The organism is Pantoea sp. FN0305 (genome assembly GCF_050113845.1).
GTDB classification, from domain to species: domain Bacteria; phylum Pseudomonadota; class Gammaproteobacteria; order Enterobacterales; family Enterobacteriaceae; genus Mixta; species Mixta alhagi.
The window spans coordinates 348,515-371,566 of the sequence record NZ_JBNJSN010000004.1; the positions used below are offsets into that span (position 1 = coordinate 348,515).

Here is a 23,052-nt window from a genome sequence, read left to right on the forward strand (position 1 = left end):
GAATGTGAAACGCTAAAATTTGCCGATTGATATCAAAATTTTTGCAGGCAAAAAATGTGGTCTGAATATGCACTGGAAGTGGTGGATGCTGTCGCACGCAATGGCAGCTTTTCCGCCGCCGCCGAAGAGTTACATCGCGTACCCTCCGCTATCAGCTATACGGTTCGTCAGCTGGAATCCTGGCTGGCGGTGCCGCTTTTCGAACGGCGTCATCGGGACGTGGTATTAACAGAGGCGGGAGAGCTTTTTATTCGTGAAGGGCGGGCTGTTATCAAAAAAATGCTAGCCACGCGCCGCCAGTGCCAGCAGGTAGCGAACGGCTGGCGCGGGCAGTTAAGCATTGCTGTGGATCGCATCGTTAAGCCGCAGCGTACCCGCCAGCTGGTGCTGGATTTTTACCGACATTTTCCGGATATGGAGCTGCTGATCACGCCGGAGGTTTTCAACGGCGTCTGGGATGCGCTGGCGGATGAACGGGTTGATGTGGCGATCGGCGCAACACAGGCGATCCCGGTGGGAGGGCGCTTCGCCTTCCGCGATATGGGCGCGCTGAACTGGCGTTGTGTGGTTAGCGTTGATCATCCTTTAGCCAGCATCACCACCGCGCTACAGGAGGATGATATTCGCCCGTGGCCGTCGCTGGTGCTGGAAGATACTTCCCGCGCGTTGCCCCGGCGCACGACCTGGACGCTGGATAATCAGCGTCGGCTGGTGGTGCCGGACTGGGAAAGCGCGTTTGATTGCCTGCGTGCCGGCCTGTGCGTGGGCATGGTTCCCGGTCATTTTGCCGCGCCGCTGCTTAAAGCCCGGCAGCTAACGGAGCTGATGCTGCCGGTGCCTTTCCCCGACAGCTTCTGTTGCGTCAGCTGGTCAGAGCAAAGCGCTTCACCTGCGCTGCGCTGGTTACTGGACTATCTTGGCGATACGGAAACAATCAACCGGGAATGGCTGCGTGAAGAGTAGTAGGCTCAGAAAAGGAGGTTTTCTGAGCCATCACATTAACGACGGTAGTCGCGGAAAGGGCCGTCGGCGACGGAGCGACGTTCAATCAGCGTGGGATGAACCTCTATGGTTTGCGGCTCTTCGCGTTTGCTGGTAATTCTGTCCAGCAGCATATCAAAGGCGGTTTCGCCCAGCTGCTCTTTGGGCTGGTGGACGGTGGTCAGCGCCGGGGTAAAATAGCGAGCGTTGCGCACATTATCGTAACCGATAACCGAAATATCCTGCGGCACGCGCAACCCCATTTCATCTGCTGCGCAAATCGCGCCCATTGCCATAATATCCCCGCCGCAGAACACGGCGGTAGGGCGCTGCTTTTGCGCCAGAATTTGCTGCATGGCGCGATAGCCCGACTCAGGTTCAAAGTCACCCTGTACAATCCACTCTTCGCGTACCGGGATATTAGCCTCATTCAGCGCTTTTACAAAGCCGGCAAAACGTCCGCTACCGGTATTGCGCTCCATCTGGCCTGGGATCACGCCGATGTCGCGATGACCGCGCTCAATCAAATAGCGCCCGGCAAGATAGCCGCCTTCGAAAGCGTTATCCAGCACGGTATCGGTAAAATCGCCGCGGGATTCGCCCCAGTCCATGACCACCATGGGAATATTGCGGTTTTCCTCAAGCATTTTCAGCAGTGCTTCAGGATACTCTGAACACATCACCAGCAGGCCATCCACGCGCTTTTGCGCCATCATTGACAGATAAGCCTGCTGTTTTTGCAGATCGTTATGGGCGTTGCCCAAAATCAGGGTATAGCCACTGGCGAAACAGCGCGTTTCTACCGCTTCAATAATTTCAGCAAAATAGGGCGCTTCACTGGAGGTTGCCAGCAGACCGATCGATTTAGTGTGGTTAACCTTCAGGCTGCGTGCGACTGCACTGGGCGAATAGTGTAGTTCTTTGATGGCTGCCCACACGGCCTCACGGGTTTCTTCCGCGACAAAACGGGTTTTATTGATGACGTGCGATACCGTGGTGGTGGAAACGCCGGCACGCTTCGCGACATCTTTGATTGTTGCCATTAAAAAGATACTCCTGCGCCTATCCTAATAGTTTGATAAGGCTAATGTTAATCGTTTGCGTCCACATGGCGTTATTCAGCGCGCGTTGAGGTTGTCATTATGCGGGCTGAGGTACGTCTGACAGGCGGGACGTCTTTAAAAAAGGGTGCCAACGGTTGTTTTTTGTCGTTGCGCAACGCAAGGCGGGGATTCTACCAAGCTGGCGCAAAGAAAACGAGATTTTTACCAGGGAGTATGGGAAAATCTATACCGTTACATTTTATGTGGGTAAAGGAGAGACCAGATGAGCACCGATTTGAAACTATCAATAGGCACCACAGTCATGGCATTGCTGATGATTATGGCGTTTAGTTTCACTGCCGTTATGCACTGAGCGTTGCGCAATAAAAAAAGCCTGTCTCATGACAGGCTTTTTTTATTGCGCAACGCGTTAGCGAATGGTGCGCGGCGTCATAACGCGGCGCGCGCCGACATAGTGCCGCTGCCAGTAATCATCACTAAGCTGGCTAATCTGGATATCTTTACCGGTACGCGGCGACTGGATAAAACGACCATTGCCCAGATAGACGCCAACGTGATCGGCTGCGCCACGGTTATTGATGCGGAAAAACACCAGATCGCCTTTTTCCAGCGCTTCACGATTAATGGGCGCTGCATCTCGCAGATGATACATCTCATTCGCGGTGCGGGGGATCTTGAATTTTACCACATCTTTATAGGCATACCAGACCAGACCGCTGCAGTCGAAGCCGGTATGGGGTGAAGTGCCTCCCCATAAATAGGGCTTCCCTAACTGGCTCATCAGTTTGTTCATCGCGGTTTCACGCGCTTTTTGATAGCGTTCACGGTGCGCCTTGCTCATCTCCAGCGGCCCGCGCCTGGTCGCTGCCGTTTTCTTATCGCCACGCTGGCGACCATAGCGCTGCGTGCCTTTTTTGCTGCTGCTTTTCTTGAAGCTGCTTTTTTTCACGCTGGCGGTTTTCACCGATGCGCGGCTTTTCTTTACGCTGGCGGCGGCAACGGCGGCCGGCTTGCTTTTTTTCTTTACCTTGTTTTTTTCAACGCTGGCCGTACGGGTTTTTTTACTGGTTGTTTTTACCGTCCGACGCTTGCGGCGGTCATCGTCACGGGCGGCTTTTTTATCAACTTTATGCTGACTGGCCTTTACCGGGGCCTGCGGTGAGGCATGGGCAACGTTGAAAAACAGTTGAGCTATAGCCAGCATAAAAAGCGTAATCAATAAACGCATGGTGTGGTTACACTCAAAGCGCAGTGATAGCGCAAGGTTAATCTTATTTCTGCCACATAGGGCAGACTCCTGGTGGGCAATTCTAATCGAACTTTTTCCGAAAAGATAAAGCCTTTTTTAATCAAATAAACTTTAAATGCATACAGATGTAAAAATAAGCATAGTCAGGTGCTTATCTCAGCAAATTTATTGCCAGGTATTAATCGTCGCTGCGGAAAGCGCCCAGGCTGGTGTTATTTTGGCCTGATAAACCGGTACAATAACCTGCATTATTTAACCTTACAGAAAATGTCGTTTTCAGCAACCCGCTACAGTCGCTACAATCAATAGACACGAAGCATGCTATTTAAGGAAGGCAATTATGAGTACTGTTGAAAAAATTCAACGCCAGATCGCAGAAAATCCGATTCTGCTCTATATGAAAGGCTCGCCAAAGTTACCAAGCTGCGGCTTTTCTGCGCAAACGGTCCAGGCGCTTTCTGCCTGCGGTGAGCGCTTCGCCTATGTGGATATCCTGCAAAATCCTGACATTCGTGCTGAACTGCCGAAATATGCTAACTGGCCGACTTTCCCGCAGCTGTGGGTAGATGGCGAGCTGGTTGGCGGTTGCGATATCGTAATCGAAATGTTCCAGCGCGGCGAACTGCAGACGCTGATCAAAGAAACTGCCGAAAAATATAAAGAAGCGGAATAAGCTGTTATCTCGCATTAAATCACGAAGGGCGCCTCAGGCGCCCTTTTTTTATGGCTGCTTAACGCTTATTCGCTGTCGCTGATTTCTGCATCGACAGGTTGTTCATCCACGGGCTGCTCATCGGCCACCGGCAGCGGCGGCCAGCCGCCCAGACGTTTCCAGCGGTTGACCAATTCGCAAAACAGTTCGGCAGTGCGCTCGGTATCATACAGCGCCGAGTGCGCCTGACTGGCGTCAAAAGCGACGCCCGCCGCCTTACAGGCTTTCGCCAGCACCGTCTGGCCGACCACCAGCCCGCTCAGGGCGGCGGTATCGAAGGTGGCGAAAGGATGAAAAGGATTACGCTTTAATGCAGTACGTTCGGCGGCAGCCATCATAAAGCTGTGATCGAAATTGGCGTTATGCGCCACGACGATAGCCCGATTGCAGCCCTGATCTTTCATGCCTTTACGCACCTGCTTAAAGATAGCGTGCAGCGCATCGTATTCGCTAACCGCGCCGCGCAGCGGATTATCAGGATCGATACCATTGAACGCCAGCGCCTCCGGATGCAGAATCGCGCCCTCAAAAGGCTCTACGTGAAAATGCAGCGTCTGGTCAAGCTGTAACCAACCCTCTTCATCCATTTTCAATGTAACGGCGGCAATTTCCAGCAGTGCATCGGTTTTGGCATTAAATCCGGCGCTTTCAATATCAATCACTACCGGATAAAACCCGCGGAAGCGGTCAGATAAAGCGTTCAGTTGTTTCGATTCAGACATCAGGATCTCATTGGCGAAAAAATGCAGCGCGCATTATGGCAAATTTCCACAGGGGTTGCAGCAGCGGGAAAAAGCAGGGCGCCACCAGGCGCCCTGAAAAACTTAGTTGCCGAGGCCATGCCCGGCATGTTGATTTTCAATCAGTTCGATTTTATAACCGTCCGGATCTTCTACAAAGGCGATAATGGTGCTGCCGCCTTTCACCGGGCCAGCTTCTCGGGTCACCTTACCACCAGCCTGACGAATTCTTTCGCAGGTGGCGGCAACATCGTCTACCCCAAGCGCGATATGACCATAGGCGTTGCCGAGGTCATATTGATCAACGCCCCAGTTATAGGTCAGCTCAATCACTGCGCCTTCGCTTTCGTCGGTGTAGCCTACAAACGCCAGGTTGTATTTATATTCCTGGTTTTCGCTTTCACGCAGCAGACGCATGCCCAGCACACGGGTGTAAAAATCAAGTGAGCGCTGCATATCGCCAACGCGCAGCATAGTATGAAGTAAGCGCATAATAGTCTCCAAAAGGGTGTCATCATCCGATGACGGTCAAAAAAGCTTAGTATAGCCGTCTATGGCCAACCGGGAGTGCCGGCCAATAATGAGTAGACCGGTCTTCTTGAAAACAGGTTTTTTTATTAACTTTCCGGCAAGAGCTGTAAAATTGCCTGGAGCGCATGGGTTAACGCACTGCCATCGCGCCCTATTTTACTCTGCAGACTGGCGCCCAGCCAGAGAGAATAGAGCGTTTGCGCCATAGCCTCAGGCGGGCAGGGAAGGTGAACTTCACCCTGCAAAACGGCGGTGCGCAGCGTCGTGGTCAGAATTGCTATCTGAGCTGCGGCACCCTGTTCCAGCGCCACTCTCATCTCTTCTGACAGGTCGCAAACCTCGGCGGATATTTTAACCGCCAGGCAGTTTTCAATATGGCCGGTTTCATGAAAACGCTGTTCCGCCTGACGATAATAGTCAAGCAGACGCTGGCGCGGCAGCACAGGTGAATCGAACCAGGTCAGCATGCTACGTTGCACAGCGCTAAAATAGCGCTCAAGCATGGCGATGCCAAAAGCTTCCTTGGATCGAAAATAGTGATAAAACGATCCCTTCGGCACGCAGGCCTGACTGAGCAATTCATTCAGGCCCATGCCGGTAAAGCCACGTTGCAAACAGAGCTGCTCGCCAATGGCGAGCAGCTGTTCACGGGTATCATGTCGGATCGATTTACTCATAGGGCTCAGGGTAATAGACCAGTTGGTCTAATGCAACCCTAATGCGCCTGACAGACCTTAAGCAAGTCAAGACGGGGCTGATACAATGCAGTCTCAATGTTGACCATGCCGAGCAGCGTATGGAAAACATTATCCTGTGAAACCGCATCCTGCTGCGCATGCTGGCGCAGACAGGACTCATCAACGTCATAAGTTCGGGCATAATCGGAAGAGAGCCATAGCAGGAAAGGTATATGCGTCTGCTGGCTGGGAGCAAACAGATAAGGCGTGCCGTGCAGATACATACCGCGTTCGCCCAGTGATTCGCCATGATCCGAAAGATAGATCAGCGCCACATTAAAACGATCCTGATAAGACTTTAACAGATCGATGGTATCGCTCAGCATGGCGTCGGTGTAAAGCAGCGAATTATCATAGGTGTTTACTAACGCCTGATGATCGCAATCCTGGATTTGTTTACTGTCGCAGGTAGGAGTGAACTGCCGCATAGCCGACGGATAACGTAAATAGTAAGCGGGGCCGTGGCTGCCCATTTGATGCAGTACAATCACCGAGTCATCCTTCAGACTATCAATATAATGCGATAAACGGTGCAGCAGAACCTCATCCAGGCAGTAGTCGCTGCGGCAAATATCCGTGAGTTTCCATAAGGTCATATCGGTGTGTGGAATACGGTTGCAGGCGCCTTTACAGCCGCCATCGTTCTCGCGCCACATTACATTGACGCCAGCATGTGCCAGGACATCCATCAGCCCTTCCTGATGTCGCGCCAGGTTAGCGTTATATTGCGAACGCGGCATGCCTGAAAACATACAGGGCACGGAAATAGCGGTTTCTGTTCCGCATGAGCTGGCGTGCGGATAGTAAATGACCTGCTGCTGTTTCAGTTTGGGATTGGTCTCACGGCTGTAGCCACCGAGTGAAAAGTTCTCCGCACGCGCCGTTTCGCCCAGCACAAAAATAACCAGCGTCTTTTTCCCGGCTGCTTTGACCAGTGGGCCTTTATGAGCGTCCTGACCAATGCGCACCAGATCTTGATTACCCTGCAACCAGCGGTCGTCGGCATAGTGCATTACGCCGCTGACTACGTTCACTGGCGTTACCATTTTCACCAGCCCTTTGTTATTGCGAAACAAAGAGGCGTAGTCTTTATACATCAGCGCCGCTATCAGCAAAATCATCAGGATGGAGCCGACACACCATAACGCCCGTTTCGCCAGCGTAAACCACCACGGGCGCGTCCGCGTGATGCGGGTGGCGCTTATTACTAATGCAGGTATCACGCCCAGTAACAGCAGCCAGAGCACGTAGCGCAGGCTAAGCAGGGCAGAGGCCTCCTGTAAATCTGTCTCAAAAACGTTTTGCACCATATTGGTGTCAATAACCGTACCGAAGCTATACATAAAGTAATTTGCCGCCGCGCCGCATAACAGCAAAATAATTAGCAGCGGCTTACGGATCCAGGGCAACGCCAACAGATTAAAAATCAGCATAAAAGCGCAAAACAGCACCACTGGAATGGTGGCGAGGAACAGATAATCGTGCAGACGGAGAAGAGGCGTTTTTTCTGCCGCACGAATAATAAACTGCGCGTTAAGAATAAAAGTAAAAAACAGGGCGCAACCAATAAGAAACACAGAGTCATTACAGCGTATTTTTTTCAGCATCTGCATAATCAAAATAAAAGTGGAAGAGTTTCGCGCAGACTATTTTAAAAACCTTAGTAAAACCTTAACGTGGACTAACAAAGGCGCCGCTATCCCCCCGCAAGTCACAGATGCTGGCTTATTGGCAGATAGCATGAATTTTCTGAACAGGCTTGCGCTCCAGCCAGAAGCTGTCTTGAATGAAAGAAGACAATGACTCAGGAGGCGATGTGGCAGAGCAGCTTGAATTTTTCCCGGTGCCAAGCCCGTGCCGCGGTATTTGTCAGTCCGATGAACGCGGATACTGTCGTGGCTGCCTGCGCAGCCGTGAAGAGCGTTTTAACTGGATGAAATACAGCGATGCGCGCAAGCGCGAAGTGTTGCGCCTTTGTCGGCAGCGCTGGTTACGGCTGCATCGCAGCGAAAAACCCTCTTCACCTGAAGAACCCCAACAACCGTCACTGTTTTGATATCTTTCCCTTTTTTTCTCTGACGCCAGCGTATACTGCGGCCTGAAAACGTTAGTCGCAAAGGTGAAAAAATGACAGAACGAGTGCGTATCGCGCCGCAGGGGCCAGAATTTTCCCGTTTGGTGATGGGCTACTGGCGGTTGATGGAGTGGCAAATGTCCGCGCAGCAGCTGACAGGCTTTATTGAGCAGCATCTGGCGTTGGGCATTACCACCGTGGATCATGCGGATATTTATGGTGATTATCAGTGTGAAGCCGCTTTTGGTGCGGCGCTGCGCCTGCAGCCTTCGCTACGTCACCAACTGGAACTGGTAACCAAGTGCGGCATCGCCACTACTGCCAGGCCAGAAAATGCGCTGGGCCACTATATTACTGATAGCGACCACATTATCCGCAGCGCAGAAACCTCCTTACGCCATTTCTCTACCGATTATCTCGATCTGCTGCTGATTCATCGTCCCGATCCGTTAATGGATGCGGACGAAGTGGCGGAAGCTTTTAGCGCGCTGCATCAGAGCGGTAAAGTGCGCCATTTCGGCGTATCCAATTTCACGCCAGCGCAATTTGCGCTGTTGCAGTCACGCTTACCCTTTACGCTGGCGACTAACCAGGTGGAAATTTCTCCGCTTTGTCAGGATACGCTATTGGACGGCACGCTCGATCAATGTCAGCAACTGCGCATTAAACCCATGGCCTGGTCCTGTCTCGGCGGGGGACGGCTGTTCAGCGAAGATAAGTTTGCGCCGCTGCGTGCTGAGCTACAGGCCGTTGCCGAAGAAACAGGGGCCGAATCGCCGGATCAGGTGGTTTATGCCTGGATTATGCGTCTGCCCTCTGCGCCGCTGCCGGTTATTGGTTCGGGTAAAATAGAGCGGGTGCGTGCCGCACAAAAGGCCGCTTCATTGCAGCTTAGCCGCCAACAGTGGTTCCGTATTCGAAAAGCTGCGCTGGGTTATGATGTGCCGTAAAGAAACGCAAAAAAATGCTGCATTGTTCAGCTTATACGTGATTTTCAGCCAGGCTGGAAAGGTAAGCTGACATTAATCTGCAGGAGGTTAGATGAAATATTACGGTTTGGCAGCGTTAACGCTGCTGGTATGTGGCTACGCACAGGCAGCCAGCGAAGAGGTGACGCTGCATAGCGTAACCAAAGAGGGCGTCGGCGCGGTTGTCGGCACGGTAACGATTGACGAAACGGCCTATGGCTTAACCTTTACGCCTAATCTCAAACGGCTACCGCCGGGCATTCATGGTTTCCATGTTCATGCCAAAGGCAGCTGTGAACCTGCCACTACCGACGGCAAAACGGTGCCGGCGGGCGCGGCGGGCGGCCACTTTGATCCGCAGAACAGCGGTAGTCACCTGGGGCCATGGGGGGAAGGTCATCTGGGCGATCTCCCGGCGCTGTATGCTAACGCCGACGGTGATGTCACCTATCCCGTACTGGCACCGCGTCTGAAAAAAATCAGTGACATTTCCGGTAAGGCGCTGATGGTGCATGCGGGCGGCGATAACCACAGCGATCACCCACAGCCGCTGGGCGGCGGTGGCGCGCGTTACGCCTGCGGCGTTATTAAGTAAGCTTTGGTTGATATTGCTATGCCTGATTTTGGGATCGGGCAGATTTTATGTCGAACCCGGGTTCTGTTGCGGTAAAACACGCCAGGTTTACCGCACGATAGCCTGAACAGCCTACTTTATCGACCCTTTGAGACGATACCCATTGATGTAACTGCCTGTCCCGGCATGATGACCGGGACGCACGCATCTGAATGCGCCGTGCGTGACGGTAAAATAACTCTTCATTTGGGCGTCTAACGCCCCGATCGGCTACAGCAAAGCCATCCTGGGCGATCAAGGCAAATGGATGAGCTGATACAGCACTGGCCAGTCACGCAGATCATTCTGACTTCCGCGTTGACGGTACTTAACTGAACCACAGCGTCTGGTCGGCCAGGTGAAAATCTGAAAAACATTGCTAAACAGCAGGATAGGCCAAACAAGCGATCCCTATTCACACAGAGATGCAAGGTGTTGAAATCAGAAACCAACGCCCGTTACACAGCGTGCTGAATTTGTATTTTGCCCGTTAAACTCGCAGAATAGACTAAAATCACGCTTGATTGCTAGCAAGCTAATTATAAGGAGATGAAATTGGATACGCCATTAGGAACGGATTTAGCACGCTTAGTGCGCATCTGGCGTGCGCTGATCGATCAACGTCTTAAACCGCTGGAACTGACGCAAACGCATTGGGTTACGTTGCATAATATCCATCAATTACCCCCGCATCAGTCACAAATTCAGCTGGCTAAAGCTATCGGCATTGAACAGCCTTCGCTGGTGCGTACCCTCGATCAGCTGGAAGAGAAGGGGTTGATTATGCGCTGTACCTGCGCTAACGACCGCCGGGCGAAACGCATCAAGCTAACGAAAGCGGCGGAGCCGGTTATCCAGCAGGTGGAACATGTTATTGACGCCACGCGTGATGATATTTTAGCGGGTATTTCGAAGCGCGAAGTTGAGCAGCTGATTACGCTTATTGCCCGTCTGGAAAAAAATATTGCCGAACTGCAAAAGAAAAGCGAGTGACAGGCGATAAAAAACCGACGCGACGCGTCGGTTTTTTGCGCAACAGGATTTAACGCGGAGAAACGGTCACCTGGCTGCCGTTTGAGGCAAGCACCACGCGCTGGCCCACAGAATAGCGGCTGGCAGCCTGTTTCTGTACCACCATAATGGTGTTGCCGTCATCCTTACGAATTTCCAGCTCGACGCCGTCCGCTTTATTCATCGCGCCCTGAACGCCCTGACCAGCCACGCCGCCCAGCACTGCGCCGCCTGCGGTCGCCAGACTACGGCCAGTGCCGCCGCCCACCGTATTACCCAGGAAGCCGCCCAGCACCGCGCCACCGATAGCGCCGATAACGTTACTGTCATCACCACCCTGGATTTTAACCGGGCGAACGGATACCAGCGTCCCGTAACTTACGCTTTGCACCTGTTTAGCTTCGTTAGCGCTGTACACGTCACCGGAAAGCGTATCCGTGTTAGCACAGCCTGCCAGCGTCATGCCTGCCAGCGCCACAACTAATAAACGCTTCATCATTATAAAGCTCCTTTCATGATTGTTGACTGCACTGTAAAGCAGCCACAGATGACCTAATTATACGGCAGAACCTACGCCTGTTTTAAAATAGTGAAAAAAAGACGAGGGCTGAGCATAGACCGTATCAGATAAACAAAGATTCAATTACGCCAGCAAAAAATCATGCCTGAATGTAAAAGCGTCGGGTCGTACATGAAAAACAACAATTAATCATAGAATTACCCAGCCTTTTTTGCCAGGCTGAGAGCTGTTTGAATTCTCTTCCAGAGCGGAAGTAAGGTCAGTTGATGAAATCGGGACGCTATATTGGCGTAATGTCCGGCACCAGCCTGGATGGCGTGGATGTGGTGTTAGCCGCGATTGATGAACGAATGGTGGCGCAACAGGCGAGCTATTGTCATCCGGTGCCGCAGGCGATACGCCAGCAGCTGTTGGCGATCAATCAGGGGCAAACCCTGACGCTGTCGCAGCTGGGGCAGCTGGATACCCGTCTTGGCCGCCTGTTTGCGGAGGCGGTATTAACGTTAATGAAACAGCAAAACCTGAGCGCCGATGATATCACCGCCATCGGCTGTCATGGCCAGACGGTATGGCATGAGCCCTATGGCGATGCGCCCAGTACGCTGCAAATTGGCGACAATAACCAGATTGCCGCTGCGACCGGCATTACCGTAGTCGGCGATTTCCGTCGGCGCGATATGGCGCTGGGCGGACAGGGTGCGCCGCTGGTGCCCGCTTTTCATCAGGCGCTGCTGATGCATCCGCAAGAGCGTCGCATGGTATTAAACATTGGCGGCATTGCGAATCTTTCGGTGCTGCTCCCTGGCAGAGCGCCGGGCGGGTACGATACCGGCCCTGGCAATATGCTGATGGATGCCTGGATCTGGCGTCATCGCGGTCTGCCTTATGATAAGGATGGCGCATGGGCAGGCAGCGGAAGGGTGATTCTGCCGTTACTCAAGCAGATGCTGAGCGACGGCTGGTTTGCGTTGCCGGCACCGAAAAGCACCGGCAGAGAGTATTTCAATTTCAGTTGGATCGAAAAGCAACTAAGCCATTTCCCGGGCCTGGCTGCGCAGGATGTACAGGCTACGCTGCTGGAGCTGACGGTGATGACCATCAGCGAACAGGTGCAACTGAGCGGTGGCTGCGACCGTCTGTTGGTATGCGGCGGCGGCTGCCGTAATCCGGCGCTGATGGCGCGTCTGGCAACATTATTAGCAGGCACGGAAGTCTCAACCACGGATAAAGTCGGCATCAATGGCGATGATATGGAAGGGCTGGCTTTCGCCTGGCTGGCTTTCCGCACGCTATCAGGATTGCCAGGTAATTTGCCGTCGGTTACCGGCGCTCGCGAAGCCAGCATACTGGGCGCTATCTATCCGGCCAATCGGCCACCGCTGTGAGGTATCGTAAGGAGATCGCATGCACAAGTATCTGATACTGATTCCGATCATGCTGCTTTCCGGCTGTGGCCTGTTTGGCAAACATCAGCCGCAAGAGCAGACGTTACACTATCTGTGTGGCACGCTGCCGCTGACGGTTAAAATCGCGCAACAGCAGGCGCATTTTATTATGGACGGCCAGCCGCTCACGCTGACTGAGCAGCAATCCGCTTCCGGGGTGATTTACAGCGACGGTACCTACCGTTTCTGGTCAAAGGGCAACAGTGCGTTTATCGAGCGTAATCAGCGCATTATTGTCAATGATTGCCAGCTGCAGCACGCGCCTGCGCGTTGAATATTATCAGGGTGAATAGCACAATAGCGGCACCCTATTGCTATGGTTGGATCCGGTTATGAGTGACAATGAGAGTTTGCAACAGATAGCCCATTTGCGCCGTGAATATACCCGCGGCGGTCTGCGTCGTAAGGATCTGCCTGAGCAGCCGCTGGCCTTATTTGAACAGTGGCTGCGTCAGGCGTGCGATGCCCGGCTGCCCGATCCCACCGCGATGTGCGTGGCGACGGTTGATGCACAGGGTCAGCCTTATCAACGCATTGTGTTGCTTAAGCATTACGATGAGCGCGGCATGATTTTTTATACCAACCTGGGCAGCCGTAAGGCGCAGCAGCTGGCTGAAAATCCGCGCGTGAGTTTGCTGTTTCCCTGGCATTTTCTGGAGCGTCAGGTGATGGTGCTGGGCCAGGTAGAAAAGCTGTCGACGCTGGAGGTGGTGAAATATTTCCACAGCCGTCCGCGTGATAGCCAAATTGGTGCCTGGGTTTCGCAGCAGTCCAGCCGCATTTCAGCGCGCGGGGTACTGGAAAGTAAATTTCTTGAGCTGAAACAGAAATTCAGTCAGGGCGAGGTGCCGCTGCCCAGTTTCTGGGGCGGATTTCGCATAAAAATCGACGCAATGGAGTTCTGGCAGGGCGGCGAGAACCGGCTGCACGATCGCTTTTTCTATCAGCGCGACGGCGAGCGCTGGAAAATCGATCGGCTGGCGCCCTGATTCACTAAATATCCGCCTGAGGCGCTGGCGCTGGCGACAACAGCGCTTTATTCTATAGGCCTTCATTTCTCCGCACGTCAGCGGAAAGCTGTGTACCAGCATAGGTGCAGTCGTTACAACATGGAGTCTTTAATGACCAGCAGTAACCTGATTAAACAATTGCAAGAGCGGGGCCTGATCGCCCAGGTAACGGACGAGGATGCGTTAGCAGAGAGACTGGCGCAAGGGCCAATCGCTCTCTATTGCGGCTTTGATCCCACTGCCGATAGCTTGCATTTGGGCCATCTGGTACCTTTGCTTTGTCTGAAACGCTTCCAGGATGCGGGACATAAACCGGTTGCGCTGGTGGGCGGAGCCACCGGTCTGATTGGCGATCCCAGCTTTAAAGCGGCAGAGCGCAAGCTGAACACGACTGAAACCGTAAATGAATGGGTAGATAAAATCCGCAAACAGGTCGCCCCGTTCCTGGATTTCGACTGTGGTGAAAACAGCGCTATTGCGGCCAACAACTACGACTGGTTCGGCAGCATGAACGTGCTGACTTTCCTGCGTGATATTGGCAAACACTTCTCTGTTAACCAGATGATTAACAAAGAGGCGGTGAAGCAGCGTCTGAATCGCGAAGATCAGGGCATCTCCTTTACCGAGTTCTCCTACAATCTGCTGCAGGGTTACGATTTTGCCTGCCTGAACGAACGCTACGGCGTGGCGCTGCAGATTGGCGGCTCCGATCAGTGGGGTAACATCACTTCCGGCATCGATTTGACGCGTCGTCTGCATCAAAATCAGGTGTTTGGCCTGACCGTACCGTTGATCACCAAGTCTGACGGCACGAAATTTGGCAAAACGGAAGGCGGCGCGGTATGGCTGGATGCCGCGAAAACCAGCCCGTACAAATTCTATCAGTTCTGGATCAACACCGCCGATGCGGACGTTTATCGCTTCCTGAAATTCTTCACCTTTATGAGCATTGAAGAGATCAATGCGCTGGAAGAAGAAGATAAAAACAGCGGCAAAGCGCCGCGCGCTCAGTATGTGCTGGCTGAACAGGTTACCCGTCTGGTGCATGGCGAAGAGGGGCTGACTGCGGCGCAGCGTATCACGCAAAGCCTCTTCTCCGGCAGCCTGAGCGAGATGACCGAAGCGGATTTCGCACAGCTGGCGCAGGACGGCATGCCGACCATTACGCTGGAGGCCGACGCCGATCTGCAGCAGGCGCTGGTTAATGCGGAACTGGTGCCGTCCCGCGGACAGGCGCGCACCATGATCAATTCTAACGCGGTTACGGTTAACGGTGAAAAACAGTCTGATGCGGAATACCGCTTCAGCGACAGCGACAGGCTGTTTGGTCGTTATACCTTGCTGCGTCGCGGTAAAAAGCACTATTGTCTGGTGTGCTGGAAATAAAGATAAAAGGCCGGTTCGCCCGGCCTTATTTTTTGGCAGGGCTGTGCAAGGTTTAACATGAAAAATATTCTCGCTATTCAGTCTCACGTAGTTTTTGGTCACGCCGGCAACAGCGCGGCGGAATTCCCGATGCGTCGTATGGGCGCGAACGTCTGGCCGTTAAATACCGTTCAGTTTTCCAACCATACGCAATACGGGCACTGGACCGGCACCGTTATGCCGGCTTCACATCTGACCGATATCGTGAAGGGCATTGCCAATATCGATCGCTTAAAAACCTGCGATGCGGTGCTGAGCGGCTATCTCGGGTCTGCCGAGCAGGGTGAACAGATTCTGGAGATTGTACGCCAGGTCAAACAGGCCAATCCCGACGCCTGGTACTTCTGCGATCCGGTGATGGGACATCCGGAAAAGGGCTGCATCGTGGCACCGGGCGTGGCGGAGTTTCACTGCAAAGCGTCGCTGCCTGCCAGCGATATCATTGCGCCGAACCTGCTGGAGCTGGAGATGCTCAGCGGCAGCAGCGTGACATCAGTCGATGAGGCGGTGACAGTGTCACGCAAGCTGATTGCGCAAGGGCCAAAAATTGTGCTGGTTAAACATCTGGCGCGCGCCGGACGTCGCAGCGATCGTTTTGAGATGCTGCTGGTTACGGCCCAGGAAGCCTGGCATATCAGCCGTCCCCTGATCGATTTTGGCGTCAGACAGCCGGTAGGCGTTGGCGATTTAACCAGTGGCCTGCTGCTGGTGAATTTGTTAAAGGGCGAAACGCTGAAGCAGTCGCTGGAGCATATCACCGCAGCGGTGTATGAGGTGATGCTGAAAACCCATGAGATGGGCGAATATGAACTACAGCTGGTGGCGGCCCAGGATTTGATTGCGCAACCACAGCAGCATTTTGTCGCTGAGAAACTTTAAGCGACCAACAGACGAAAAAGAAAAATAGCGGGACGCGACAGCGTCCCGTTCGATATCAGGCCAGGCCTTCCGCTTTCAATGCGGCAATCACGGCGGGTCGTTCAGCCACGCGCGCCTGCCAGGCCGACAACGCTTCCAGCTTGCTCAGGTCTAGCTGCACCGCGTTTGCCCAGCGCAAGACAACAAAGAGATAGGCATCCGCCACGCTAAAGCGCGAACCCACCAGCCACTGTTTATCCTGCAGCTCATCATTAACATAGCGGAATTTGCGATCCAGCTGCTGACGCTGTTGCACCTTAACCTCTTCTGGCGTATCGGGGCGGAACAGCGGGGTAAAGCCTTTATGCAGCTCAGTGGCGATATAGTTCAGCCATTCCAGCGTATGGTAGCGTGTCAGGCTTCCGGCTGGCGCCAGCAACTGACGATCGGGCTTTAAATCGGCCAGATATTGTACAATAGCCGGGCCTTCAGTGAGCAGCGTACCATCATCCAGTTCCAGGGCCGGAACCTGCCCCTTGGGATTGATCTGCCAATAGTCTTCGCCGCGCTCGGTTTTTTTGCTGGCTAAATCGACATTCACCTGGGTGAAATCAAGGCCGCACTCGCGCAGGATGATATGGGGAGAGAGGGAACAGGCACCGGCTTTACTGAACAGTTTCATACAATGCTCCTTGTTGCATGCGGGGGTGAGCCTCATCCTACTGCGGGCTTTGAAAAATGTCAGCGTAAAAAAACAATAAAAAAAGCCGTCACGAGGACGGCTTTTTTATGCATCACACCAGCCGCTTATGGCTGTTTAGGTGCATCATGATCGATAGTCATGCGGTTCAGGATCGGCGCGGTCAGCAGCATCAGCACGGCGATAACTGCGGTGGCGATACCGATCTTCTGGAACACATCGCTGTAGATTTGCAGCGACTGCAGCGGATCGTTGATGCCTTCCGGGACTGCCATCAGGTTAGCAACCTTACCGGCAATCATGGCGGCACCAGCGGTGGTCAGGAACCAGGAGCCCATGATAAAGCCCATCAGACGCTGCGGCACCAGCTGAGCAACCATCGCCAGACCCAGTCCAGAAATCATCAGTTCACCGATACTTTGCAGCCCATAGCTCAGGATCAGCCAGCTAACGGATACGATGCCTAACTGATTGGCGAAGCTTGCGCCCAGCGGCAGCACCAGGAAGGCACCAGAGCAAAGCACCATACCAATAGCAAACTTATGCGGCATCGGCAGGCGGTCGCCCATTTTGTTATAAACGGCGGCCAGGATTGGGCTGGCTACCATGATCCAGAACGGGTTCAGCGCCTGATACTGCTCAGGTTCAAAAGCAATGCCCAGAATACTGTGTTCTACGTTACGAATGGCGAAGAAGTTAAGCGAGGTCGGCATCTGCATATAGAGTACGAAAAACACAATCGCTTCGACCATCAGCAGGAAAGCAACAATCATGCGGCGACGCGCCGCGCCTTTCAAGGCGAATGCTTCTTTCGCGAAGACCAGCAGAATGCCCAGCGCAATCACGCCCAGGACGATGCGGGCAATAAACTGATTATGCAGCAGCCAGGTGGCGATAGAAATAAGCACCACTACGCCGACCAGCGTTACCAGCAGTTTACCGATATTCAGCGGCGCGAAATCGGGTTTAGAACCATAGTCTTTCACCATTTTCTGACACAGCAGGAAGTTAATAACCGTGATTGCCAGGCCGACCACGGAAAGGGCAAAGGCCACGCTCCAGCCGTAGCGCGCCGCCAGCCATGGCGTCAGCATCATGGAAACCAGCGAGCCCACGTTGATCGACATATAAAACATGGTGAAAGCGCCGTCGATACGCGGGTCATCTTTGTCATAGCAGGTGGAAAGCAGCGAAGATGGGTTAGCTTTAAACAGGCCGCTACCCATGGCGATGGTAGCCATGCCGATATAGACCATTGACACATCATGCCCTGACCAGGCAATCAGGCTGTAACCTACCGCCAGCACCAGCGCACCAAGCACGATCACACGTTTGGTGCCGAGCACTTTATCCCCCAGCCAGCCGCCGATAGCGGTCAGGCCGTAAACCAGCGCGCTGAACGATGAGAAAAGCGTGATGGAGTCAGATTCGGACATACCCAGCTGTTTAACCAGATAGACCGCCATAATGGCTTGCAGACCGTAGTAACCGAAACGTTCCCAAAGTTCGATAGAAAAGATCAGATAAAACGCTTTTGGTTGTTTGAACGCATTAAGGCTTGCCGCCTTGTCAGTGTGTTTGTTTGCTGTAGACACTGTTACCTCTGTTGTTTCAACCTGATTTTCATCAGGAAATAAGACTGCGTCGCTGGCGAAACCTGCGCGCGGTTCTGTAATAAAATCTGAAAAAACGGCGGTTAATTTCTCTTATCCCGCCACGAGTGGCAAGTGTTTTTTTATTTGCTATCCCAGCCTTAGCGCATAGGGTTAACAGCAAGAGTTAAGCGTGTTAAATAGTGTTAAGTACTATTTGGTAATTTATTGACGGAACAATATGTCATTTTAACCTGAGGGGCAGGGCTGAAGGGCGATTGTTTTCTGGTAACGCTATTAACCTTATGACACGCAAAAATTCACTAAAAACGCAGAATAAATCGCTAATAAAACGCTTTTAGTGAAAATTTTATCAATGTTTATAGAGGGTTGCACAACGGTGGAAATTAAGCAGCTTCAAGATGTGAACGGGATCACAATTTAACCGATTAATTCAGGATTCAAAATAAGTGGTGATGAATTAATAAACTATAAAAGCCGGGCATAACACTATTATGCCCGGCTAAAGATACAGATTAGCGAATTAAATGCAGGAACTGCAGATGTCGCTCATAGTGATCCAGAATATCGTTAATTATCTGCTCTTCGGTATAACCCACCAGGTCATATTCCTGGCTGCCCTCCCATAAATGGACTTCTGCACGATAATAGCGGCTGGCAGTAGGTAAATTACCGCCGCGACGCATAAAGGACGGGGTGCTGTAACCCTGCATCTGCACGCCGTATACAAAAGGCGCTTCCTCGCCGTGTTCGACGCGAATGCTCATTGAAAAATCCTGCGGCGACAGATCGCTTTCCACCTGTAAACCTTTCTCTTCCAGGACCTCAACGACCTTACTCAGCGCCGGACGCGCCGTCTCATCCATAAAACGATAAACCATATCGCGTCCCGGATAAGAGATAGCCCGGTTCAGGCGTCGACGCCAGCTGCTGGTATGGCCCGGACGATAACGCCCGTTAAGCAGCGGTGAGGCAATGGCCAACGAGCGGCTGCGATCGCGCTGTTTTTCATGATGCAGCGCACGATACATCGCCACCACAAACAGCACCAGTACCAGAGAAAAGGGCAAGGCGCTCAGCACCACTGCGGTTTGCAACGAGGTATAGTCACCGGCAAACAGCAGAGAAAGCGTGAGCATACAGACCGCCGCTGCCCAGAAAATTCGCAGCCAGTTGGGCGCATCGCTGCTGCTGTCGCCGGTACAGGAGAGATTAGCCACCACCAGCGCGCCGGAGTCGGCTGAGGTTACAAAAAAGATAAAGCAGATGGCTACCGCCAGCACAATAAGCGGCGTCGCCAGCGGATAGCTGGAGAGCATATGGTAAACCGCCATCGCCGGCTCGCTCAGAGCAATATCGCCCAGCTGTTTCATTCCATGCTGGAAGAAACTCAGCGCGCTGTTGCCGAATACCGACAGCCAGGCCAGCGTAAAGCCCATCGGGATCAGCAGCACGCCAATAACAAATTCGCGCAGAGTACGGCCACGGGAAATACGCGCGATAAACATGCCGACAAACGGCGACCATGCAATCCACCAGGCCCAGTAAAACACCGTCCAGCTGCCCAGCCAGCGCTCTTTACCACTATTGCCGTAGGCGTAGAGATCGAAAGTTTTACGCGGCAGGCTGGTAAAATAGTCGCCGAAGTTTTGCACCAGCGTGTTCAGCAGATGGCTTGTTGGTCCGGCAAACAGCACAAAAAAGAACATCAGCAGTGCCAGCAGCATATTCAGCTCCGACATCCGACGAATGCCTTTATCGACGCCGCTGACGGCGGAAAGGGTCGCAGCACCCATTACCACTACAATCAGAATCACCTGCATAGTATGACTCTGCGCGATGCCGGTTAAAAAGCTAATGCCGGAATTAATCTGCATTACGCCGATGCCCAGACTGGTTGCCAGGCCAAACATAGTGCCGACGATGCCGAATATGTCGACCGCATGGCCCACAGGGCCGTTGATACGATCGCCAATCAGCGGATAAAACGCGGATCGCAGCGCCAGCGGCAAATTATGACGATAGGCAAAATAGGCCAACGCCATCGCCACCAGCGTATAAATGCCCCAGCCGTGCAAACCCCAGTGCATCATGGTCAGCACCATGCCGTCGCGCGCCGCCTGGGCGGAGCCTGCAACCCCTTCCGGCGGCAGCAGCAGGTGATCCAGCGGCTCTGAAGCGCCAAAAAACAGCAACTCGGAACCGATGCCGGCGGAAAATAGCATCGCTGCCCAGCTGCCATAGCTGAAATCGGGCGTCGCGTGATCCGGGCCCAGTTTGATATCGCCATAGCGGGAAAGGGCGACAAACAGCACAAAGCCCAGATAAAAAGCCACCACCAGCATGTAATACCAGCCGAAGGTGGCGGAAGCCCAGGTTTGCGCCTTACCCAGTATCAGGCTCGCCTGTTCAGGAAAGGCGAGTACGCAAGAGGAAAAAAGCACAATGATCAGCGCAGCGCCATAAAACACTGCGCGGTTAAGCGTAACGGATTGAATGGTATCTCGGTCTTGTGACCCCGGCATGCAAGCTCCCCATCAAATTAAGTGAATCATCCCTGCCTGAAAGCCCCTGTAAAGTTCAAGGTTTTGTTATCCATTTGTTATAGATAGTAGGTTTTATTGATTGAACGTTCAATATAAAAAAGCTAGCCTATAGAGACTTTAGTGGTGAAAAGTGACAGCACGATGCCAAAAGTCGGAATGAAAGCCATACGCCAGGCGCAGCTAATCAAAGCGACCCTGACGGTAATCGATCGGGTAGGACTGGCGGAAGCCAGCATTGCGGTTATTGCCAAAGAGGCGGGTGTCTCGACCGGCATCGTCAGCCACTATTTTGGCGACAAAAATGGCCTGCTGGACGCCTGCATGCGGCAGATACTGGCCGATCTCTACCTGGCGGTAGAGCGACAAAGACGTCAGGTGCCGGATACGCCGGAGGCGCAGATACGCGCCATCATCGACGGCAACTTTGACCTTTCGCAGGTTGATGCTCCGGTATTAAAAACCTGGCTGGTGTTCTGGACGAACAGTTTGCATCAGCCCAGGCTACAGCGCCTGCAAAGCATCAACGATCGGCGGCTGTGGTCGAATCTGACCGCTCAGTTTGCCCGCGCCATGCCGCGCGAGCAGGCGCGAGCGGCGGGCAGCAGCATGGCGGCAATTATTGACGGATTGTGGCTGCGCATGACGTTATCGTCAGAGTCCATCGAAGATGGGCTCCGACGGGCCCGAACGCTCTGTTATCAGAATCTCGCGCTCTGGCTACGGTCGCCGGAGCAGAACCCGTATTAACAGGAGGAATCATGGCTGAACGCCGCGGAAACTATATTAACGGTTGCGAAGAGCCGGGTCAGGGCGCAATTTTTACCAGCGTCAACCCCGCTAACGGCAAGGTGCTGGCGGAAATCAGCGCCGCCAGCCGTGAGGATGTGGATCGCGCCGTGGCCAGCGCCCAGGCTGGACAGCGTATCTGGCGCAGCTATACGCCGGTTGAGCGTAGTCGCGTGTTGCTGAAGGCGGTTGCGCTGCTGCGGGAACGCAATCAGGCACTGGCTGAGCTGGAAACTGCCGACACCGGTAAGCCGATTAGCGAAACGGCCGCTGTGGATATTGTGACCGGCGCTGATGTGCTGGAGTATTACGCAGGCCTGGCGCCTGCGTTGCAGGGTGAGCAGATCCCGCTGCGCGACAGCGCGCTGGTATACACCCGCCGCGAGCCGCTGGGCGTCTGCGCCGGGATTGGCGCATGGAACTATCCGATTCAGATCGCGCTCTGGAAAAGCGCGCCCGCGCTGGCTGCCGGTAATGCGATGGTGTTTAAACCCAGCGAGGTCACGCCCTTAAGCGCGCTGGAACTGGCCAAAATCTATAGCGAAGCGGGCCTGCCGGACGGCGTATTTAACGTGGTGCAGGGGGCTGCCGAGGTCGGTCAGGCGCTGAGCCAGCATCCCGACATCGAAAAAATCTCTTTTACCGGTGAAGTGAACACCGGCAAACGAGTGATGGCGGATGCGGCGCTGGCGAACCTGAAAGAGGTCACCATGGAGCTGGGCGGTAAGTCACCGCTGATTGTGTTTGATGACGCTGACCTGGAGCGCGCCGTTGATGGCGCCATGATGGCCAATTTTTATAGCAGCGGTCAGGTTTGTACCAACGGCACGCGCGTTTTCGTTCAGCGCTCACTGCTGTCGGCATTTGAACAGCGTCTGCTGGAGAAAATGGCCCGTATTAAAACCGGCGACCCGCGCGATCCGGCGGTGAATTTCGGTCCGCTGGTCAGCGCACAGCACTGTGAAAAAGTGGTCTCTTACCTGCAGCTGGGCAAAGAGGAGGGCGCGCGCCTGCTGGCGGGCGGGCAGCGCATTACGGAAGGCGAGTTGGCTGCGGGTTACTACGTAGAACCCACGGTATTCAGCGACTGTGATGATGAGATGCGCATCGTACAGGAAGAGATCTTCGGCCCGGTCATGAGCATTCTGGTCTTTGACCACGAAGGCGAGGTGATTCAGCGTGCTAACGCCACCGGCTACGGTCTGGCGGGCGGCATTTTTACCCAGTCGCTGAACCGGGCACACCGCGTGATCCATCAGCTGGAAGCAGGCATCTGCTGGGTTAACAGCTGGGGAGAGTCCCCGGCCCCGATGCCGGTTGGCGGCTATAAGCAGTCTGGCGTAGGTCGTGAAAACGGCATCGATACGCTGCAGCACTATACCCGCACCAAATCCGTGCTGATTGAGCTGGGCGACTACCCGTCAGCGTTTTAATGCATACACCGGCGGCGCAGGCCGCCGGATTCTGGA

The 23,052-nt window shown here is 53.7% G+C and carries 24 protein-coding genes; 14 read left to right on the forward strand and 10 right to left on the reverse strand.

The window, feature by feature from the left end; translation table 11 throughout:
• Positions 1-54 precede the first annotated feature (54 nt).
• Positions 55-963: a DNA-binding transcriptional activator PunR gene (punR, locus tag ACQE3Y_RS10665; protein WP_426981622.1), complete on the forward strand. Its 909-nt coding sequence runs from the start codon at positions 55-57 to the stop codon at positions 961-963.
• Positions 964-998: 35 nt separating this feature from the next.
• Here the strand turns inward: punR and purR are convergent, their stop codons facing one another.
• Entirely contained in the window at positions 999-2,024 is a 1,026-nt protein-coding gene (purR, locus tag ACQE3Y_RS10670; protein ID WP_085071820.1) for an HTH-type transcriptional repressor PurR, read from the reverse strand.
• A gap of 283 nt (positions 2,025-2,307) precedes the next feature.
• Between purR and ACQE3Y_RS10675 the strand changes: the two genes are divergently transcribed.
• Positions 2,308-2,397, forward strand: coding sequence for a YnhF family membrane protein (locus tag ACQE3Y_RS10675; RefSeq protein WP_426972703.1), 90 nt, complete (start codon positions 2,308-2,310; stop codon positions 2,395-2,397).
• 57 nt (positions 2,398-2,454) lie between these two features.
• Here ACQE3Y_RS10675 and ACQE3Y_RS10680 read toward each other — a convergent pair whose 3' ends face one another.
• The gene (locus ACQE3Y_RS10680; protein ID WP_426972702.1) at positions 2,455-3,273 is read right to left on the reverse strand and encodes a C40 family peptidase; all 819 of its coding nucleotides are present in this window, start codon (positions 3,271-3,273) and stop codon (positions 2,455-2,457) included.
• 358 nt (positions 3,274-3,631) lie between these two features.
• Here ACQE3Y_RS10680 and ACQE3Y_RS10685 point away from each other — a divergent pair, with 358 nt between their 5' ends.
• The gene (locus tag ACQE3Y_RS10685) at positions 3,632-3,967 is read left to right on the forward strand and encodes a Grx4 family monothiol glutaredoxin (RefSeq protein ID WP_208615362.1); all 336 of its coding nucleotides are present in this window, start codon (positions 3,632-3,634) and stop codon (positions 3,965-3,967) included.
• A 65-nt stretch (positions 3,968-4,032) separates the two neighbouring features.
• On the opposite strand, the gene rnt is transcribed toward ACQE3Y_RS10685, so the two are convergent.
• The 4 genes from rnt to eptA form a co-directional block, all read right to left on the reverse strand.
• Complete coding sequence (gene rnt / locus ACQE3Y_RS10690) at positions 4,033-4,728, reverse strand: ribonuclease T (protein ID WP_250652586.1); 696 nt, start codon at positions 4,726-4,728, stop codon at positions 4,033-4,035.
• A gap of 102 nt (positions 4,729-4,830) precedes the next feature.
• A complete protein-coding gene (gene gloA / locus ACQE3Y_RS10695; protein ID WP_085071815.1) occupies positions 4,831-5,238 on the reverse strand; it encodes a lactoylglutathione lyase in 408 nt (135 codons plus the stop codon).
• Positions 5,239-5,363: 125 nt separating this feature from the next.
• Positions 5,364-5,954 (reverse strand): TetR/AcrR family transcriptional regulator, encoded by a 591-nt coding sequence (locus ACQE3Y_RS10700; RefSeq protein ID WP_426981623.1) that lies wholly within the window; start codon positions 5,952-5,954, stop codon positions 5,364-5,366.
• 38 nt (positions 5,955-5,992) lie between these two features.
• On the reverse strand, positions 5,993-7,627 hold the full coding sequence (eptA, locus tag ACQE3Y_RS10705) for a phosphoethanolamine transferase EptA (RefSeq protein ID WP_426981624.1): 1,635 nt from the start codon (positions 7,625-7,627) through the stop codon (positions 5,993-5,995).
• Positions 7,628-7,830: 203 nt separating this feature from the next.
• Here eptA and ACQE3Y_RS10710 point away from each other — a divergent pair, with 203 nt between their 5' ends.
• From ACQE3Y_RS10710 to slyA, 4 genes are all read left to right on the forward strand, one after another.
• On the forward strand, positions 7,831-8,070 hold the full coding sequence (locus tag ACQE3Y_RS10710; RefSeq protein WP_250652721.1) for a DUF1289 domain-containing protein: 240 nt from the start codon (positions 7,831-7,833) through the stop codon (positions 8,068-8,070).
• 71 nt (positions 8,071-8,141) lie between these two features.
• On the forward strand, positions 8,142-9,038 hold the full coding sequence (locus tag ACQE3Y_RS10715) for an aldo/keto reductase (protein WP_426981625.1): 897 nt from the start codon (positions 8,142-8,144) through the stop codon (positions 9,036-9,038).
• 91 nt (positions 9,039-9,129) lie between these two features.
• Positions 9,130-9,651, forward strand: coding sequence for a superoxide dismutase [Cu-Zn] SodC (sodC, locus tag ACQE3Y_RS10720; RefSeq protein WP_426981626.1), 522 nt, complete (start codon positions 9,130-9,132; stop codon positions 9,649-9,651).
• Positions 9,652-10,218: 567 nt separating this feature from the next.
• Entirely contained in the window at positions 10,219-10,662 is a 444-nt protein-coding gene (gene slyA / locus ACQE3Y_RS10725) for a transcriptional regulator SlyA (RefSeq protein WP_167373298.1), read from the forward strand.
• Positions 10,663-10,711: 49 nt separating this feature from the next.
• On the opposite strand, the gene slyB is transcribed toward slyA, so the two are convergent.
• Positions 10,712-11,179, reverse strand: a complete 468-nt coding sequence (slyB, locus tag ACQE3Y_RS10730; protein WP_426972695.1) for an outer membrane lipoprotein SlyB — start codon at positions 11,177-11,179, stop codon at positions 10,712-10,714.
• Positions 11,180-11,466: 287 nt separating this feature from the next.
• Between slyB and anmK the strand changes: the two genes are divergently transcribed.
• The 5 genes from anmK to pdxY all read left to right on the forward strand — a co-directional run bounded on the left by anmK (position 11,467) and on the right by pdxY (position 15,959).
• Positions 11,467-12,585, forward strand: coding sequence for an anhydro-N-acetylmuramic acid kinase (anmK, locus tag ACQE3Y_RS10735; RefSeq protein ID WP_426981627.1), 1,119 nt, complete (start codon positions 11,467-11,469; stop codon positions 12,583-12,585).
• 19 nt (positions 12,586-12,604) lie between these two features.
• A complete protein-coding gene (locus ACQE3Y_RS10740) occupies positions 12,605-12,919 on the forward strand; it encodes an MliC family protein (RefSeq protein WP_426972693.1) in 315 nt (104 codons plus the stop codon).
• A 58-nt stretch (positions 12,920-12,977) separates the two neighbouring features.
• Positions 12,978-13,634 carry a pyridoxamine 5'-phosphate oxidase gene (gene pdxH, locus ACQE3Y_RS10745; protein ID WP_426972691.1) on the forward strand — a complete coding sequence of 219 codons (657 nt, stop codon included), beginning with the start codon at positions 12,978-12,980 and terminating at the stop codon, positions 13,632-13,634.
• Positions 13,635-13,766: 132 nt separating this feature from the next.
• A complete protein-coding gene (gene tyrS, locus ACQE3Y_RS10750) occupies positions 13,767-15,041 on the forward strand; it encodes a tyrosine--tRNA ligase (protein ID WP_426972689.1) in 1,275 nt (424 codons plus the stop codon).
• A gap of 57 nt (positions 15,042-15,098) precedes the next feature.
• Positions 15,099-15,959 carry a pyridoxal kinase PdxY gene (pdxY, locus tag ACQE3Y_RS10755; protein ID WP_085071804.1) on the forward strand — a complete coding sequence of 287 codons (861 nt, stop codon included), beginning with the start codon at positions 15,099-15,101 and terminating at the stop codon, positions 15,957-15,959.
• Between the two features lie 55 nt (positions 15,960-16,014).
• On the opposite strand, the gene gstA is transcribed toward pdxY, so the two are convergent.
• From gstA to betT, 3 genes are all read right to left on the reverse strand, one after another.
• Complete coding sequence (gene gstA, locus ACQE3Y_RS10760) at positions 16,015-16,620, reverse strand: glutathione transferase GstA (RefSeq protein ID WP_426981628.1); 606 nt, start codon at positions 16,618-16,620, stop codon at positions 16,015-16,017.
• Between the two features lie 125 nt (positions 16,621-16,745).
• Positions 16,746-18,233 (reverse strand): dipeptide/tripeptide permease DtpA, encoded by a 1,488-nt coding sequence (gene dtpA, locus ACQE3Y_RS10765; protein WP_426972685.1) that lies wholly within the window; start codon positions 18,231-18,233, stop codon positions 16,746-16,748.
• 533 nt (positions 18,234-18,766) lie between these two features.
• A complete protein-coding gene (betT, locus tag ACQE3Y_RS10770; RefSeq protein ID WP_426972684.1) occupies positions 18,767-20,776 on the reverse strand; it encodes a choline BCCT transporter BetT in 2,010 nt (669 codons plus the stop codon).
• A 162-nt stretch (positions 20,777-20,938) separates the two neighbouring features.
• Between betT and betI the strand changes: the two genes are divergently transcribed.
• Both betI and betB read left to right on the forward strand, forming a co-directional pair.
• Entirely contained in the window at positions 20,939-21,544 is a 606-nt protein-coding gene (gene betI / locus ACQE3Y_RS10775) for a transcriptional regulator BetI (RefSeq protein WP_426981629.1), read from the forward strand.
• 11 nt (positions 21,545-21,555) lie between these two features.
• Positions 21,556-23,016 carry a betaine-aldehyde dehydrogenase gene (betB, locus tag ACQE3Y_RS10780; RefSeq protein ID WP_426981630.1) on the forward strand — a complete coding sequence of 487 codons (1,461 nt, stop codon included), beginning with the start codon at positions 21,556-21,558 and terminating at the stop codon, positions 23,014-23,016.
• The last annotated feature ends 36 nt before the right edge of the window (positions 23,017-23,052 follow it).

What these genes read in the sequence shown, in the direction of transcription:
- pdxY (WP_085071804.1), top strand. Translation starts at nt 15,099, where the DNA reads ATGAAAAATATTCTCGCTATTCAGTCTCACGTAGTTTTTGGTCACGCC.
- eptA (WP_426981624.1), bottom strand. Translation starts at nt 7,627, where the DNA reads ATGCAGATGCTGAAAAAAATACGCTGTAATGACTCTGTGTTTCTTATT.
- ACQE3Y_RS10740 (WP_426972693.1), top strand. Translation starts at nt 12,605, where the DNA reads ATGCACAAGTATCTGATACTGATTCCGATCATGCTGCTTTCCGGCTGT.
- rnt (WP_250652586.1), bottom strand. Translation starts at nt 4,728, where the DNA reads ATGTCTGAATCGAAACAACTGAACGCTTTATCTGACCGCTTCCGCGGG.
- gloA (WP_085071815.1), bottom strand. Translation starts at nt 5,238, where the DNA reads ATGCGCTTACTTCATACTATGCTGCGCGTTGGCGATATGCAGCGCTCA.
- betI (WP_426981629.1), top strand. Translation starts at nt 20,939, where the DNA reads ATGCCAAAAGTCGGAATGAAAGCCATACGCCAGGCGCAGCTAATCAAA.
- ACQE3Y_RS10700 (WP_426981623.1), bottom strand. Translation starts at nt 5,954, where the DNA reads ATGAGTAAATCGATCCGACATGATACCCGTGAACAGCTGCTCGCCATT.
- betB (WP_426981630.1), top strand. Translation starts at nt 21,556, where the DNA reads ATGGCTGAACGCCGCGGAAACTATATTAACGGTTGCGAAGAGCCGGGT.
- betT (WP_426972684.1), bottom strand. Translation starts at nt 20,776, where the DNA reads ATGCCGGGGTCACAAGACCGAGATACCATTCAATCCGTTACGCTTAAC.
- ACQE3Y_RS10715 (WP_426981625.1), top strand. Translation starts at nt 8,142, where the DNA reads ATGACAGAACGAGTGCGTATCGCGCCGCAGGGGCCAGAATTTTCCCGT.
- pdxH (WP_426972691.1), top strand. Translation starts at nt 12,978, where the DNA reads ATGAGTGACAATGAGAGTTTGCAACAGATAGCCCATTTGCGCCGTGAA.
- ACQE3Y_RS10675 (WP_426972703.1), top strand. Translation starts at nt 2,308, where the DNA reads ATGAGCACCGATTTGAAACTATCAATAGGCACCACAGTCATGGCATTG.
- punR (WP_426981622.1), top strand. Translation starts at nt 55, where the DNA reads ATGTGGTCTGAATATGCACTGGAAGTGGTGGATGCTGTCGCACGCAAT.
- ACQE3Y_RS10680 (WP_426972702.1), bottom strand. Translation starts at nt 3,273, where the DNA reads ATGCGTTTATTGATTACGCTTTTTATGCTGGCTATAGCTCAACTGTTT.
- gstA (WP_426981628.1), bottom strand. Translation starts at nt 16,620, where the DNA reads ATGAAACTGTTCAGTAAAGCCGGTGCCTGTTCCCTCTCTCCCCATATC.
- anmK (WP_426981627.1), top strand. Translation starts at nt 11,467, where the DNA reads ATGAAATCGGGACGCTATATTGGCGTAATGTCCGGCACCAGCCTGGAT.
- purR (WP_085071820.1), bottom strand. Translation starts at nt 2,024, where the DNA reads ATGGCAACAATCAAAGATGTCGCGAAGCGTGCCGGCGTTTCCACCACC.
- slyB (WP_426972695.1), bottom strand. Translation starts at nt 11,179, where the DNA reads ATGATGAAGCGTTTATTAGTTGTGGCGCTGGCAGGCATGACGCTGGCA.
- slyA (WP_167373298.1), top strand. Translation starts at nt 10,219, where the DNA reads ATGAAATTGGATACGCCATTAGGAACGGATTTAGCACGCTTAGTGCGC.
- tyrS (WP_426972689.1), top strand. Translation starts at nt 13,767, where the DNA reads ATGACCAGCAGTAACCTGATTAAACAATTGCAAGAGCGGGGCCTGATC.
- sodC (WP_426981626.1), top strand. Translation starts at nt 9,130, where the DNA reads ATGAAATATTACGGTTTGGCAGCGTTAACGCTGCTGGTATGTGGCTAC.